We start from the raw sequence: 13882 nt of genomic DNA, 5'->3' as shown, positions 1-13882 counted from the left end.
CTTGTTGTGCTGGGAGTCGGGGGCGCATGGGGCTCGCGCCTGACCGCGTTGCAGCCGTTCCAACCCCTATTTGTCGCCATATCCATCGCGTTTTTCGCGGTCGCTTTTCGCAGGCTCTACACCAGGTCCGAAGAATGTGCGGTGGGCAAAGCCTGCGCGGTGCCTTCGGCGCGACATCGGCAGCGCTTCATTTTCTGGGTCGTGATGCCGGCCGCGCTCGCGCTCATGTCGTTCCCCCTGTATGCGCCGCTCTTCTATTGAGTACCTGCCATGAAGAAATTGATTGCTGTGCTCGTCGCGACGGCGCTGAGTGCATCCACGGCTCTCGCCGAGGGGCTTCGCACGGTCACCCTTGACGTCACGAACATGGATTGCGCTGTGTGTCCGATTACGGTTCGCAAGGCACTTGAGAAAGTGCCCGGCGTGACCTCGGCAAAGGTCGACTTCGCAAGCAAGCGCGCGGAGGTGGTATTTGACCCGAAGAAGGTTTCGGTCGACGCGTTGACGAACGCCACGACCGATGCCGGCTATCCGTCTCACGTAAAGCAGGTGCAGTGATGGCCGCAGTCGTGCTGGATTCGAGCATCACGTGTCCTGCCTGCGGGCACAGGAAAGACGAGACGATGCCGACCGACGCCTGTGTGTGGTTTTACGAATGCGAGCATTGCAAGGCAGTGGTCAGACCGAAACCCGGGGATTGCTGCGTGTATTGCTCGTACGGTACCAACAGGTGCCCGCCGATGCAGCAGTCTGGTTCCTGCTGCGCCTGATCATGTTCACGCGAATGTGGCTATCACAACGTGACCATTCGACCTGAGTGTTCTCATCAGCACGCGGATGTAGGGGTCCCGTTGCGATGGGTTCATCAGGAAGTGGAAGACGGCGCGGTCATGCCAGACGTCAAGGTGCGCGCGGTACCACTGACTGTATCCGGGTTTTTGGACCGGTACACGTCTTATTCGAATCACCCGCGCGCTAACGCTGCGTTACCCAGCTCAAAAGTCGCTCGCCATACCGGCCGCTCAACGACAGATAAAGCGCGGCGACACCGAGGTTCCACAGCAATATCATCGCAGTGGCGTCGAGCGGATGGAGAATTGACAGTGCTACCGCAGTGATTGCGGCGACTGCAAGACTTCCTGTCATCGCAACCGGGCCCGGCGACAGTCGGGCAACGTGGCGCAGCATAATCAGCATCACAAGCGATAGCGGCGTGCCGACTAATACCAACGTGGCAAAGCATCTGGCCGTTTCGCCAGGAGACATGCCTTCTGGTCCAATCGAGACCCAATGGGTCAGGCAACCATATCCAAGGGTTGCTACCCAAACGAGGGACGCCGGAGCCGGCAACAGAAGCCAATGGCGCGACATGCCTGGCACGCTGGCAAGGAAAGCACCCATGGCGGCCAGAATGCCCGTTGCCATTGCCGCAGCTACGCTGATAACAAACAGGGGTTGATCGAGTTTGACCGCGAGGTCAGCGCGCACCCCATGCGCGAGACCGACGAGGAACATGACGAGTGCCGCAAACAACAACCAGCACGAAGCTCGCGCTGCAGGATGCCTCAGACGCCGGACCGGTTTTGCGTCAGCGACCAGCAGGTCAATCAGGTCGGAGGTCCGAGTCATGTTTTGCTACCTCGCTGCCGGAACATTTCCCGTAGTCGTTTCATTGCCCGATGAGTGGCCACTTTCAACGCAGCAACTGACATTCCACTTGCAGCGGCGGCTTCCTGCAGGGACATTTCTTCCAGCTTGAGCATGCGCATCGCGTTGCGCTGTCCGACAGGCAATTGCTCGATAGCTGTCCTTACCACATGGGCATCCGCTGCCTCTTCCTGTAGGTTCGCTTCATCAGCAGAAAAGGTTTCCAGTTCATTTTCCACTGAAGATTCATGTGAGCAAACGCGTCCACGCCGGCGCAGACCGTCGACGATGCGTCTGTTTGCGATAGCGACCAGCCACGGGGCAAACGGGCGGGACGGGTCATAGGTGTTGCGCACCGAGTGTACGGTCAGCAATACGTCCTGCACCGTGTCTTCGAGGTCGTCGGCGTTCCGGATGTGCCGTGCCGCGAGCGCCCGAAGATAGGGGGTTATGTCCTGGAGTAGCCGGCGATAGGCATTCAGATCGCCCATTTGCGCGCTGGCCATGGTGATGGACCAGTCGAGTTTGCCGTCGGCGCGCTTGGCCGCTGGTGCTTCCTGACCGCCGGGCGTCAATGACGCCAGGCCCTCTTTATCGGAACCTGAAGCGGGACTGGGCGGGTGTGAATGCCGGAGCATCCGCAAATTTTGCGGCGTGGACGACTGTTTGTCACGCAGAAAAAGTTTGCTCGGACCGTAACCTTTTGGCACGGTCGGCCGAACTTCCCTACACGGCCGGAATGCCGTGCCGCCATCCTCAGGAGGAAGCGTGATGAACAAACATGTTATGGCCGCGTCGACCTTGTCGTCGGCAATCGGTCTGGCACTTGCCATGCAGGTCGTACCGGTTCAGGCCCAGACCATGAAGGACATGAGCGGAATGCCGCAAATTGTGAAGGACAACATGACCCGGATGGAAGCGAACAAACTGGAGAAGTGCTACGGCATCAATGCCGTATCGAAAAATGACTGCGCAGAGGGAGCGCACTCCTGCGCGGGGCAAGCCACCCAGGCACGCGATGCCAAGTCATTCGTGCTGCTTCCCGCTGGAGATTGCAGCAAAATCCAGGGCGGCAAGCTGAAGCCCGCTTGAGCAAACGGGGGCGTTCATGGATGCCGCATCTGCTGCGTCGCAATGTGCGCATGGTCTGATTCCGGCATGCGCCGGGGTTGGGTTGCGCTTTCGACACCATCAGGAGGTTGTTGAAGGATGTCCGCGAGCCACCTGGTTCGAGGTCCATACTGAGAACTATATGGACGGGGGTAGCGCGCCAGCTTACCTGGACGCTATCCGTCAGAACTATCCAATCTCGCTCCACGGCGTAGGACTTTCTTTGGGCAGCGCCGAAAGGATGGATGTCCGGCATCTGGAGCGTGTGCGCGACGTCATCAAGCGTGTCGAGCCCGGTTTGGTCTCCGAACACCTGTCCTGGAGTATCAACGGTGGCATCTATCTCGCCGACCTCTTGCCACTGCCGATGACGGAAGAAGCATTGAGCATTGTCTGCACGCACGTCGACCAGGCCCAGGCCTACCTGCAGCGTCGGATTTCGTTAGAAAACCCATCGAGCTATCTGCGGTTCCGCCACTCAACCATCCCCGAATGGGAATTCCTTGCGGAGGTCGCGCGCCGCACGGGATGCGGCATCCTCTGTGACGTCAACAATATCTACGTCAGTGCCAGCAATCACGGTTGGGATGCGCTGACCTATCTTGAAGCTTTGCCGCCGGAGTCAGTTACCGAGGTCCACCTGGCGGGGCACAGCATCCGGCAGCTTGACCAGGGCCAGATAATTCGCATTGACGACCACGGCTCGCGCGTCGCGCCTCCCGTGTGGGACCTGTTCGAGCTGGCACTCAAGCGTTTTGGACCGGTCCCCACGCTAGTCGAATGGGACACCGATGTGCCGGCGCTTGAGGTTCTGATGGAAGAAGCCGCAATTGCAGAGACCGCTATTGAGAGGCAGCGAAATGACAACCTGTGCGCCCACGCTGCTTGAGCTGCAATGTGCAGTCCGCAGGGACTTGCTTGGGCTTTCCGATGGAGATGCATCCGGGTATGTGGTACCGGACGGCCTGGCTCCGCAGGCGCGGCTCGCCATCTATCGAAATACGGCGAACAGTACGCTGCTTACAGCGCTAAGGCTGACTTATCCGGCCGTGCAGGCTCTGGTTGGGTCCGAATTCTTCGAAGGCGCGGCTCGACTTTTTATTGAGCAACACCCACCGTTGAACGCACAGCTAGACAGCTACGGTGCCACGTTTCCGGATTTCCTGGCACGGATGCCAGAAGCGGCGTCTCTTATCTATCTGCCAGATACGGCACGACTCGAATGGGCGGTGAATGAGGCGCTACACGCGCCAGACGCAAAGCCGCTTGACTTACGGCGCCTTGAGCAACTCGACGCAGCCGACATGCACGTCGTAAGGTTTTTGCCGAGCCCGGCCGCGCGGGTACTTGAGTCGCCGTTTCCCGTCGATGCCATCTGGCACGCAGTGTTGTCACGGGACGACAGCGCACTGGCAAACATCAATCTGACTGCTGACCCGGTCTGTTTGTATATCCACCGAGGGCCTTCGGGTGTGGAGGTGAACCGCATGGCGGAGGGCCAATGCCGGTTCACGGCTGCCTTGATTGCGGGGCGCCCCTTGCATGATGCCCTTGTCGACGTGCCGGACGCGGAGACATCCGTCTGGCTCGCACACCTTCTTGCATCAGGATGCTTTGTCGACATCCGCCTATCAAATGAGGCATCCAGCCAAACTATTGGGAGGCAAGTCACGTGATGCCGGAATCTCAATCCGCTCATCGCAGTTCAATACTGATTGACCGCGCACTGCGCGCCGTTGGGCGGTTGGAGCGAGTGCCGCATACACTTCTCGCGCTTCCACTGAGGCTCGCTGTTGCAACGGTCTTCTGGAACTCGGCGATGACCAAACTGGCCGACTGGAATGCCGCGCTCGAGTTATTCAGGGAAGACTATCGACTACCGTTGCTTCCTCCCGAGGTTGCAGCCTACCTGGCGGTGTCAATCGAACTAACGACACCTGTTCTACTTGTGCTCGGCCTGGCGACGCGACCCGTAGCAGTGGTCCTGCTCGGCATGACAACCGTAATTGAGGTGTTCGTGTATCCGCAGGCATGGCCCACGCACATTCAATGGGCTGCGATGCTGCTGGTCTTACTGTGTCGGGGTGCCGGCAAATGGTCATTGGACTACTGGCTATACAGACGCTTTAGTAGTCGCCCAGCGTCAAGGGTGTAACGCGCTGAATCTAAAATGGACGCATGTTATGCGCCGTTTTAGGAGCATTTTCCAGTTCGGAAACAAAAAAGCCGCTGACCTTGTGGATCAGCGGCTTTTTCTTGCAACTGGTGGCGAATCAGGGACTCGAACCCCGGACCTGCGGATTATGATTCCGTCGCTCTAACCAACTGAGCTAATTCGCCGAAAGAAGCGAGATTATGAGGATAGGGTCGGGGGCTGTCAACCCCCGGCGCGCAACTTTTTTAAAGTGCCCCTTCCGTCAGGCGTTTCAGTCCCTCGCGTAAATATCCGAGTCCTTGGTTTCCTTGACGAACAGCATGCCGATCACGAGCGTGACGAGCGCGACCACAATCGGGTACCACAGCCCCGAATAGATGTTGCCCTTGGCCGCCACGATCGCGAAGGCGGTCGCCGGCAGGAAGCCGCCGAACCAGCCATTGCCGATGTGATACGGCAGCGACATCGAGGTATAGCGGATGCGCGTCGGGAACATTTCCACCAGCATCGCCGCAATCGGCCCGTAGACCATCGTCACGTAGATCATCATGATCGTCAGGATCACCACGCTCATTGGCCAGTTGATCTGCGACGGATCGGCCTTCGGCGGATAGCCGGCGGTCTTCAGCGTGGTCGCGAGAGTCTTGTCGAACACCTTGCCCTGGTCCTTGGCGTCGGCGGCCTTGCCGTCATACGTGTTGATCACCGTATCGCCCACCTTGATCTCCGCCAGCGAGCCCGCCGGCGCCGCGACGTTCTCGTAGTTCAAGCCGGCCTTCGAGAGCGCGCTCTTGGCGATGTCGCAGGAACTCGTGAACTTCGCCGTGCCGACCGGATTGAACTGGAACGAACACTCGTCCGGGTTCGCAATCACGACGATCGGTGCTTTTGCCGTTGCGGTTTCCAGCGCCGGGTTCGTGTAGTGAGTCAGCGCCTTGAACAGCGGGAAGTACGTGCAGGCAGCAATCAGCAGGCCGGCCATGATGATCGGCTTGCGGCCGATGCGGTCCGACAGCGAGCCGAAGAACAGGAAGAACGGCGTGCCGATCAGGAGCGCGATCGCGATCAGGATGTTGGACGTCGCGCCGTCGACTTTCAGCGTCTGCGTCAGGAAGAACAGCGTGTAGAACTGACCTGTGTACCAGACCACGGCCTGGCCGGCGGTCAGGCCGATCAGCGCGAGGATCACGATCTTCAGGTTCTTCCACTGGCCAAATGCTTCAGTCAGCGGCGCCTTCGAGGTTTTGCCTTCAGCCTTGATGCGCGCGAACACCGGCGATTCATTCAGTTGCAGGCGAATCCATACCGACACGCCGAGCAGGAAGATCGACGCGAGGAACGGAATGCGCCAGCCCCAGGCGCCGAACGCGTCTTCGCCCATGGCCGTGCGTGCGCCGAGAATCACCAGTAGCGAGAGGAACAGGCCGAGCGTGGCGGTGGTCTGGATCCACGCGGTGTAGAAACCGCGGCGTCCCGCCGGCGCATGTTCCGCGACGTACGTGGCCGCACCGCCGTATTCGCCGCCGAGTGCAAGACCTTGCAGCAAGCGCATCGCGATGAAGATCACCGGCGACGCAATGCCGATCGACGCATAACCGGGCAGGAAGCCGACCAGGAAGGTCGACAGGCCCATGATCACGATTGTGATGAGGAACGTGTATTTGCGCCCGACCATATCGCCGAGGCGGCCGAATACGATCGCGCCGAACGGCCGTACCGCGAAGCCCGCGGCGAAGCTCAGAAGCGTAAAGATGAAAGCGGCAGTCGGATTGACGCCGGAGAAGAAGCTCTTGCTGATGAAGATGGCGAGTGAGCCGGCCAGATAGAAGTCGTACCACTCGAAAACCGTACCCAGCGACGATGCGAAGATCACCCGCTTCTCATCGCGCGTCATCGGCACGTGCGAGATTTGCCCGCCAACGGTAGCCATATGTCGTCTCCAATATTGATATGTGCACGCGGTCCGCCGGCAAAGGCGTTCCCGTGGAACCGATTATTGGAGTGGAAACTTACGGCGTACTGACGTGGAGGGGTGAAATGGCAGTTTCAGGTGTGTGGAGGGAAATTCCATCAAAACGCGGCAATTGACGCCTAAGTTCTTATAATTTTTGACAAACGTATCTCAATATGGCGCCGGCCCAAGCGTGGATTTTTGCGTTCTTAGGGTAAGTCCCGTGCCCGTTCGAGCACGTGCAAGCTGACGCGCACGAGGGTTCCGGCAAGCCGCGGGGAGGTTTGGTAGACGTTATCGTCGATGGTCATCTCCCCGCCGTGCATCGTCGTGATCTCGCGGACGATCGCGAGCCCAAGGCCGCTGCCGTCGCCTTCGCGGCCGAGAATCCGATAAAAACGCTCGACCACCCGCGGGCGCTCGGCCGCCGGAATGCCGAGCCCGGTGTCTTCTACTTCCAGATGCACGAGTCGCGCGGTCACGTCGTGCCGCACCCGCACGGTGATCCGTCCGCCAGCCGGCGTGTAGCGGATCGCGTTGTCGATCAGATTCGACAGCATTTCCCGCAGCATGACCGGATTGCCGTCGACTTCGACTGGCTCTTCGGGGGCTTCGTAGCCAAGGTCCATCTGCTTGGCGAGCGCAGCCTGAACCCAGTCGCGCACCGCGCTGCGCGCCACCTCGGTCACCTCAACCGGCGTGAAAATCTGGCCCGACATGCGATTTTCCGCGCGCGCCAGCGCCAGCAACTGGGTAACGAGACGCGCCGCATGCTCCGAACTGGTGGCGATCTGTTCGAGCGAGCGGTGGACTTCCTCGGAGGCGTCCTGGCGCAGCGCAAGCTCGGCCTGGGTGCGCAGACCGGCAAGCGGCGTTTTCATCTGATGCGCGGCGTCGGCGATAAAGCGCTTCTGCAACTCCATGTTCTGTTCGAGGCGCGTCAGCAGATCGTTGAACGACGTCACCAGCGGCTCGATTTCCGGCGGCGCGCGGCGGGCTTCGAGCGGCGACAGATCGTCTGGGCGGCGCGCGCGAATATGCGCCTGCAGGGCGTGCAGCGGCGCGAGTCCGCGCGACAGGCCGAACCACACCAGCAGGATCGCCAGCGGCAAGATCACGAACTGCGGCAGGATCACGCCTTTGATGATGTCGTTGGCAAGCTGGCTGCGTTTGTCGAGTGTCTCGGCGACCTGCACCAGCACCGGCTGGGCGCCGGGCGTCTGCGGAAACTCGACGGTCGTATAGGCGACGCGGATATCGTTGCCGCGCAGCACGTCGTCGCGGAATTCCACGAGGCCAGGCGGCGGCCGGTCTTCCTCGTGCGGCAACGGCATGTCGCGCTCGCCGCCCACCAGTTCGCCGCGCGTGCCGAGCACCTGATAGAACACGCTGTCGACATTGTCGGTGCGCAGAAAGTCGCGGGTGGAGTCGGGCAGCGACAGCTCCGCCACGCCGTTGATCGGATGGATCTGGCGGGCGAGCACGTAGGCGTCGGTTTCGAGCGCGCGGTCGAACGGGCCATTGGCGATCGACTTGGCGACCAGGTAGGTGACCGCGAGGCTCATCGGCCAAAGCAGCAGAAGCGGCGCCAGCATCCAGTCCAGAATTTCGCCGAACAGCGAGCGTGGGCGCGCTTCGGCGGCGGCTTCGGTCTCGTCGGGCGGGGCGAACGGATTGGCGTAGCGCTCGTCGCGCACCTCGTCGAGGTCCGCCGCGTGCGCCGTGGCGCGATCTGCGCGTGCGGACATGGAGGCCCTCTATTTGAAGTGATGGCTCGCGGGCATCGCGGCCGAGGGGGACGAAGAGGGCGAGGAGGGCGGCTCGGATTCGGCGGGCGGGTTGGCGCTCTGGTTCGCGTTCATGTTCACGTTTGGCGGCAGGGCGGCTTTCTCGAGGCAGTACCCGAGGCCCCGCACAGTAATGATGCGTACGCCGCTCGGCTCGATCTTCTTGCGCAGCCGGTGCACGTAGACTTCGATCGCGTTATTGCTGACTTCTTCGCCCCATTCGCACAGATGGTCGACGAGCTGTTCCTTCGACACCAGCCGGCCGATCCGCTGCAGCAGCACTTCGAGCAAACCAAGTTCGCGCGCCGACAGGTCGATCACCTGCTCGTTGACATAGGCGATCCGGCCGACCTGGTCGAACGACAGCGAACCGTGCCGCACCACCGTCGGGCCGCCGCCCGCGCCGCGCCGGGTCAGGGCGCGCACGCGCGCCTCGAGTTCGTTCAGCGCGAAAGGTTTGGCCATGTAGTCATCGGCGCCGAGATCGAGGCCTTTGACGCGTTCGTCCACGCTGTCCGCCGCTGTGAGGATGAGTACCGGCACGGTCGAGTTGCGGGCGCGCAGGCGGCGCAGCACCTCGAGCCCGGACATGCGCGGCAGGCCCAGATCGAGGATCAGCAGGTCGAAAGTTTGCATCGACAGGGCGGTGTCGGCCTCGACGCCGTTCTTCACATGATCGACGGCATAGGCCGATTGGCGGAGTGATCGAACCAGACCGTCCGCGAGTATGCTGTCGTCTTCGGCAATCAGAATTCGCATGGTGCGCAAGCCTGGCCTTGCCGGCACCGTGGGGTGTCCCCCCGGCGCACAGCGGTCTCCGAAAATTATTGTGGGTAGTTGGGCAGCGCGACGGTAAAAATGCGCGTTCGCATGAGAATCGCGCTTGCCAAAACTACTGTTTTTTTATACAGTGTCTGAGTTTCGTGTGCTGTCCTCCAAAACTAGGCTGCACATCTGCCTCAGACGCCGTTCATCATAGCAAAGGACGATTCATGGAAGAAAGCAAGAAAGGCTCGGCTGGACTGACTGCTGAAAAGAGCAAGGCACTCGCTGCCGCGCTTGCGCAGATCGAAAAGCAGTTCGGCAAAGGGTCGGTCATGCGGCTCGGCGCAGGTGAGGCGGTCGAAGATATCCAGGTGGTCTCAACGGGATCACTCGGCCTCGATATCGCGCTGGGCGTCGGCGGTTTGCCGCGTGGCCGGGTGGTCGAAATTTACGGTCCGGAGTCGTCCGGTAAAACCACGCTGACGCTGCAAGTCGTCGCTGAAATGCAAAAGCTCGGCGGCACGGCAGCGTTTATCGACGCGGAGCACGCGCTGGATATCCAGTACGCGGGCAAGCTCGGCGTGAACGTCAACGACCTGCTGGTTTCGCAACCGGACACCGGTGAACAGGCGCTCGAAATCGCCGACGCACTCGTGCGCTCAGGCTCGATCGACATGATCGTGATCGACTCGGTCGCGGCACTCGTGCCGAAGGCTGAAATCGAAGGCGAAATGGGCGACTCGCTGCCGGGTCTGCAAGCGCGTCTGATGTCGCAAGCGCTGCGCAAGCTCACCGGCACGATCAAGCGTACCAACTGCCTCGTGATCTTCATCAACCAGATCCGTATGAAGATCGGTGTGATGTTCGGCAACCCGGAAACCACCACGGGTGGTAACGCGCTGAAGTTCTACGCGTCGGTGCGTCTGGACATTCGCCGGATCGGTTCGATCAAGAAGAACGACGAAGTGATCGGTAACGAAACGCGCGTGAAGGTGGTGAAGAACAAGGTTGCGCCGCCGTTCCGCGAAGCGATTTTCGACATTCTGTATGGCGAGGGCATTTCCCGTCAGGGCGAAGTCATCGACCTCGGCGTGCAGGCCAAGATCGTCGACAAGGCCGGCGCCTGGTACAGCTACAACGGCGAACGTATTGGTCAGGGTAAGGACAACGCGCGCGAATTCCTGCGCGAAAATCCGGACATCGCTCGTGAGATCGAAAACCGCATCCGCGAATCGCTGGGCGTGAATGCCATGGCGGAAGTGGCGACCGGTGCGGCCGCTGAAGTCGCGGGCGAAGAAGAGTAACCAGCACGTGATACGCAAGGGCCGGCCGCCGTCCAACGCTGGACACAACGCGGACGGCCCGCGTGACGGTGGCGACGATTCGTTCGAATCGTCGTCACCCTCTTCATCGCTACCTTCCTCCTCATCGACTTCCCGGTCCACCCGGTCGTTTGGGCGGTCGTCGGGAAAGTCGTCTAGCAGTTCGTCCGGTAGTTCGTTCAGTCGTTCATCCGGTTCATCGTTCGGCAAATCTTCTGGAAGCTCTTTTGGGCGTTCCACTTCACGTTCGCCACGCGATCCTGCCGGCAACGCTGCCCCCAGGCGCTCATACGCATCAGATCCCGATCCCTTTGCCGCAGCCGGCGAAGCCGATCCCTTCGAATCGTTCGACGCGCACGATCGCGCCGCAGGTCGCCAGCCGCAGTCTGACCCATCCGCGCAGTCTGAAGCGGACCCGTCCGAAACCACCTATACCCGCTCGCGCCGCACGCCTGGCGAGGCGAAGCCGGAGCAGGACGATGCAAAAAAATCCCAACGCCCGGCCCGTTCGCTAAAAGGACGTGCGCTCGGCTATTTGTCCCGGCGTGAATACAGCCGCTCCGAACTGGCGCGCAAGCTGAAGCCGTTTGTCGAGGAAACCGATTCGCTCGATACCTTGCTCGATTCGCTGGAAGCCGAAAACTGGCTGTCCGATTCGCGTTTTGCCGAAAGCCTGATCCATCGGCGCTCGTCGCGCTTGGGCGCGAGCCGGATCGTCGGCGAATTGAAGCAGCATGCTGTGGACCAAACGCTGGTCGAAGAAGCCAGTGCGCAACTGCGCGAAACCGAGCTGGCGCGCGCTCAAGCCGTTTGGCGGAAGAAATTCGACCGGCTTCCCGAAACTGCCGCCGAGCGGGCCAAGCAGGCGCGCTTTCTGGCATCGCGCGGTTTCTCGGGCGCCACGATTGGCAAAATTCTCAAAGGGTTCGACGAGGAGTGAAGCGGCGACTAGCTGCGCTATCCCGTTTGACGCACAGCGCGTGCCGGATACCTGTGCGGTTCCCACTTTGAGATAGCACCTGCCGCGCTCTCCGGCCTGCTGGGCGGCCCTGCGCATTCCGGCCTGTCTCAAATACCCAGTATGCTAAAATTCGTGGGTTTTCCAATCCGGCCTTTCCTTCCCGCATGCCGCTCTCCCCGCCAGTATCCCGTCAGTTGCGCCATCGTCGCGCAATCAGAGCGGAAGCCTATGAGCGAGCCGATGGCCTGTGGGATGTGGAAGCGTGCTTGACCGACGAAAAACCGCGCGATGTGGTGCTTGCGTCGGGCGTCCGGCCCAATGGTCAGCCGATCCATGAACTCTGGCTTCGCATCACCATCGATCGCAAGCTCAACGTCGTCGACGCCGAAGCGTCGTCCGACTGGGTGCCCTATCCAGGCTTGTGCCAAGCCAGCAATCCCGCCTACCGTGCCCTCATCGGGCTCAATCTGTTCCACAACTTCCGTCGCGATGCTGCCCGTTTGCTGGCCGGCACGGCTGGCTGCACGCATCTCACCGAGTTGTGCGCGCTCCTGCCGACCGCCGCAATCCAGGCGTTCGCCGGCGACGTGTGGAACACCAATGAAGACACGCCGGGCGCAGCGGCGAGTTCCGGGACCGAGCAGTCCAGAAGCAAAGACAGCACAGACGAGCATTCCAACAACAAACCGCCATTCCAGTTGGGACGCTGCCACGCGCTGCGTTTCGACGGCGAGGCGGTGCAACAGTTTTATCCGCGCTGGTATGGCCGCGCTCCGTATACAGCGGATCGCGCGGCATCGTCAGGCGACGGGGCAGCCCGCCAGACAGGTGAGGGCGGCAACGCGTCCGGCATGAACGACGGCAGCGGAAACGAAGTTCAATCCAACTCTCAGACTGAAGGGAATCACGCATGAAGATTCACGAGTACCAGGGTAAGGAAATCCTGCGGAAATTCGGCGTCGCGGTACCGCGCGGCAAGCCGGTCTTCTCGGTGGATGATGCGGTCAAGGCCGCGGAAGAGCTCGGCGGCCCGGTATGGGTCGTGAAGGCTCAGATCCACGCGGGTGGCCGTGGCAAGGGCGGCGGCGTGAAAGTCGCCAAGTCGCTGGAGCAGGTTCGTGAATTCTCGAACCAGATCCTCGGCATGCAGCTCGTCACGCACCAGACCGGTCCGGAAGGCCAGAAGGTGAATCGTCTGCTGATCGAAGAAGGCGCTGACATCAAGAAGGAACTGTATGTCGGCCTCGTGATCGATCGCGTTTCGCAGAAGATCGTCGTGATGGCATCGAGCGAAGGCGGCATGGACGTCGAAGAAGTCGCGGAAAAGACGCCTGAGCTGATCCACAAGATCGCCGTCGACCCGTCGACCGGTCTGAAAGACGCCGAAGCCGACGAGCTCGCAACGAAGATCGGCGTGCCCGCCGCTTCGCTGCCGCAAGCACGCGCGATCCTGCAAGGCCTGTACAAGGCATTCTGGGAAACCGACGCATCGCTGGCCGAAATCAACCCGCTGATCCTGACCGGCGACGGCAAGGTCATCGCGTTGGACGCGAAATTCAACTTCGATTCGAACGCACTGTTCCGTCATCCGGAAATCGTAGCGTATCGCGATCTGGACGAAGAAGATCCGGCTGAAGTCGAAGCGTCGAAGTTCGACCTCGCCTACATTTCGCTCGACGGCAACATCGGCTGCCTCGTGAACGGCGCTGGCCTCGCAATGGCAACGATGGACACCATCAAGCTGTTCGGCGGCGAACCGGCGAACTTCCTGGACGTGGGCGGTGGTGCCACGACCGAGAAGGTCACGGAAGCGTTCAAGATCATGCTGAAGAACCCGAACCTGACCGCGATTCTGGTCAACATTTTCGGCGGCATCATGCGCTGCGACGTGATCGCGGAAGGCGTGATCGCGGCGTCGAAGGCCGTGTCGCTGAAGGTGCCGCTCGTCGTCCGCATGAAGGGCACGAACGAAGACCTCGGCAAGAAGATGCTCGCTGAATCCGGTCTGCCGATCATCGCGGCTGACAGCATGGAAGAAGCGGCTCAGAAGGTCGTCGCGGCTGCTGCGGGCAAGGCGTAAGCCAAACCCCAAGCGCGTTTACCAGGATTACGAATGGCGGCGCGTGAGTGGCGCAACAGCGACGCGGGCGAGAACATTCCGCTTCGCGGCGCCACCGCGTGACG

16 protein-coding genes and 1 tRNA gene are annotated in these 13882 nt (G+C 61.0%); 11 read left to right on the top strand and 6 right to left on the bottom strand.

Going from position 1 to position 13882, the window contains the following annotated elements:
• The 3 genes from M0D64_RS35125 to M0D64_RS35115 all read left to right on the top strand — a co-directional run.
• On the top strand, positions 1-261 hold a 261-nt coding region (locus M0D64_RS35125), incomplete at its 5' end, for a mercuric transporter MerT family protein (protein WP_266261168.1).
• A 9-nt stretch (positions 262-270) separates the two neighbouring features.
• The gene (gene merP / locus M0D64_RS35120; protein ID WP_266261167.1) at positions 271-558 is read left to right on the top strand and encodes a mercury resistance system periplasmic binding protein MerP; all 288 of its coding nucleotides are present in this window, start codon (positions 271-273) and stop codon (positions 556-558) included.
• Positions 558-770, top strand: coding sequence for a GDCCVxC domain-containing (seleno)protein (locus M0D64_RS35115; RefSeq protein WP_154558035.1), 213 nt, complete (start codon positions 558-560; stop codon positions 768-770). Before merP ends, M0D64_RS35115 begins: the two co-directional genes overlap by 1 nt.
• 205 nt (positions 771-975) lie before the next feature.
• On the opposite strand, the gene M0D64_RS35110 is transcribed toward M0D64_RS35115, so the two are convergent.
• Positions 976-1629 (bottom strand): DUF1109 domain-containing protein, encoded by a 654-nt coding sequence (locus M0D64_RS35110; protein WP_266261166.1) that lies wholly within the window; start codon positions 1627-1629, stop codon positions 976-978.
• Positions 1626-2426 carry a sigma-70 family RNA polymerase sigma factor gene (locus M0D64_RS35105; RefSeq protein WP_308102535.1) on the bottom strand — a complete coding sequence of 267 codons (801 nt, stop codon included), beginning with the start codon at positions 2424-2426 and terminating at the stop codon, positions 1626-1628. Before M0D64_RS35105 ends, M0D64_RS35110 begins: the two co-directional genes overlap by 4 nt.
• On the opposite strand from M0D64_RS35105, the gene M0D64_RS35100 reads away from it, so the two are divergent.
• From M0D64_RS35100 to M0D64_RS35085, 4 genes are read left to right on the top strand one after another with little or no spacing between them, the layout of a single operon-like run.
• The gene (locus tag M0D64_RS35100) at positions 2419-2739 is read left to right on the top strand and encodes a DUF2282 domain-containing protein (protein WP_266261165.1); all 321 of its coding nucleotides are present in this window, start codon (positions 2419-2421) and stop codon (positions 2737-2739) included. The two genes, M0D64_RS35105 and M0D64_RS35100, sit on opposite strands and share 8 nt — an antisense overlap.
• A 16-nt stretch (positions 2740-2755) precedes the next feature.
• Positions 2756-3646, top strand: coding sequence for a DUF692 domain-containing protein (locus tag M0D64_RS35095; RefSeq protein ID WP_266261164.1), 891 nt, complete (start codon positions 2756-2758; stop codon positions 3644-3646).
• On the top strand, positions 3618-4433 hold the full coding sequence (locus M0D64_RS35090) for a DNA-binding domain-containing protein (protein ID WP_266261163.1): 816 nt from the start codon (positions 3618-3620) through the stop codon (positions 4431-4433). Before M0D64_RS35095 ends, M0D64_RS35090 begins: the two co-directional genes overlap by 29 nt.
• Entirely contained in the window at positions 4433-4912 is a 480-nt protein-coding gene (locus M0D64_RS35085; protein ID WP_266261162.1) for a DoxX family protein, read from the top strand. Before M0D64_RS35090 ends, M0D64_RS35085 begins: the two co-directional genes overlap by 1 nt.
• Positions 4913-5020: 108 nt before the next feature.
• On the opposite strand, the gene M0D64_RS35080 is transcribed toward M0D64_RS35085, so the two are convergent.
• The 4 genes from M0D64_RS35080 to M0D64_RS35065 all read right to left on the bottom strand — a co-directional run bounded on the left by M0D64_RS35080 (position 5021) and on the right by M0D64_RS35065 (position 9409).
• Positions 5021-5097: transfer RNA gene (locus tag M0D64_RS35080), tRNA-Met, on the bottom strand.
• A gap of 86 nt (positions 5098-5183) precedes the next feature.
• Complete coding sequence (locus M0D64_RS35075; protein ID WP_266261161.1) at positions 5184-6842, bottom strand: MFS transporter; 1659 nt, start codon at positions 6840-6842, stop codon at positions 5184-5186.
• 230 nt (positions 6843-7072) lie between these two features.
• The gene (locus M0D64_RS35070) at positions 7073-8611 is read right to left on the bottom strand and encodes a sensor histidine kinase (RefSeq protein ID WP_266261160.1); all 1539 of its coding nucleotides are present in this window, start codon (positions 8609-8611) and stop codon (positions 7073-7075) included.
• Positions 8612-8620: 9 nt separating this feature from the next.
• Positions 8621-9409 carry a response regulator transcription factor gene (locus M0D64_RS35065; protein ID WP_154558702.1) on the bottom strand — a complete coding sequence of 263 codons (789 nt, stop codon included), beginning with the start codon at positions 9407-9409 and terminating at the stop codon, positions 8621-8623.
• Between the two features lie 233 nt (positions 9410-9642).
• On the opposite strand from M0D64_RS35065, the gene recA reads away from it, so the two are divergent.
• The 4 genes from recA (at position 9643) to sucC (ending at position 13778) form a co-directional block, all read left to right on the top strand.
• Positions 9643-10719: a recombinase RecA gene (gene recA / locus M0D64_RS35060; RefSeq protein ID WP_054034441.1), complete on the top strand. Its 1077-nt coding sequence runs from the start codon at positions 9643-9645 to the stop codon at positions 10717-10719.
• Between the two features lie 10 nt (positions 10720-10729).
• Positions 10730-11677, top strand: coding sequence for a recombination regulator RecX (gene recX, locus M0D64_RS35055; protein WP_308102536.1), 948 nt, complete (start codon positions 10730-10732; stop codon positions 11675-11677).
• A gap of 185 nt (positions 11678-11862) precedes the next feature.
• A complete protein-coding gene (locus M0D64_RS35050) occupies positions 11863-12612 on the top strand; it encodes a DUF2889 domain-containing protein (protein ID WP_154558701.1) in 750 nt (249 codons plus the stop codon).
• A complete protein-coding gene (gene sucC / locus M0D64_RS35045; RefSeq protein WP_120303042.1) occupies positions 12609-13778 on the top strand; it encodes an ADP-forming succinate--CoA ligase subunit beta in 1170 nt (389 codons plus the stop codon). Before M0D64_RS35050 ends, sucC begins: the two co-directional genes overlap by 4 nt.
• Positions 13779-13882 lie beyond the last annotated feature (104 nt).

The sequence above is a fragment of the Paraburkholderia sp. WS6 genome, from assembly GCF_030464835.1.
Taxonomy (GTDB): domain Bacteria; phylum Pseudomonadota; class Gammaproteobacteria; order Burkholderiales; family Burkholderiaceae; genus Paraburkholderia; species Paraburkholderia madseniana.
Note: the sequence above shows the minus strand (reverse complement) of the source record. Positions and strands in the feature narration are given on the sequence as shown.

Excerpts from the sequence above, each read along its gene's own strand:
- merP (WP_266261167.1), top strand. The coding sequence starts at position 271 with ATGAAGAAATTGATTGCTGTGCTCGTCGCGACGGCGCTGAGTGCATCC.
- M0D64_RS35115 (WP_154558035.1), top strand. The coding sequence starts at position 558 with ATGGCCGCAGTCGTGCTGGATTCGAGCATCACGTGTCCTGCCTGCGGG.
- M0D64_RS35110 (WP_266261166.1), bottom strand. The coding sequence starts at position 1,629 with ATGACTCGGACCTCCGACCTGATTGACCTGCTGGTCGCTGACGCAAAA.
- M0D64_RS35100 (WP_266261165.1), top strand. The coding sequence starts at position 2,419 with ATGAACAAACATGTTATGGCCGCGTCGACCTTGTCGTCGGCAATCGGT.
- M0D64_RS35095 (WP_266261164.1), top strand. The coding sequence starts at position 2,756 with ATGGATGCCGCATCTGCTGCGTCGCAATGTGCGCATGGTCTGATTCCG.
- M0D64_RS35090 (WP_266261163.1), top strand. The coding sequence starts at position 3,618 with ATGACAACCTGTGCGCCCACGCTGCTTGAGCTGCAATGTGCAGTCCGC.
- M0D64_RS35085 (WP_266261162.1), top strand. The coding sequence starts at position 4,433 with ATGCCGGAATCTCAATCCGCTCATCGCAGTTCAATACTGATTGACCGC.
- M0D64_RS35075 (WP_266261161.1), bottom strand. The coding sequence starts at position 6,842 with ATGGCTACCGTTGGCGGGCAAATCTCGCACGTGCCGATGACGCGCGAT.
- M0D64_RS35070 (WP_266261160.1), bottom strand. The coding sequence starts at position 8,611 with ATGTCCGCACGCGCAGATCGCGCCACGGCGCACGCGGCGGACCTCGAC.
- M0D64_RS35065 (WP_154558702.1), bottom strand. The coding sequence starts at position 9,409 with ATGCGAATTCTGATTGCCGAAGACGACAGCATACTCGCGGACGGTCTG.
- recA (WP_054034441.1), top strand. The coding sequence starts at position 9,643 with ATGGAAGAAAGCAAGAAAGGCTCGGCTGGACTGACTGCTGAAAAGAGC.
- M0D64_RS35050 (WP_154558701.1), top strand. The coding sequence starts at position 11,863 with ATGCCGCTCTCCCCGCCAGTATCCCGTCAGTTGCGCCATCGTCGCGCA.
- sucC (WP_120303042.1), top strand. The coding sequence starts at position 12,609 with ATGAAGATTCACGAGTACCAGGGTAAGGAAATCCTGCGGAAATTCGGC.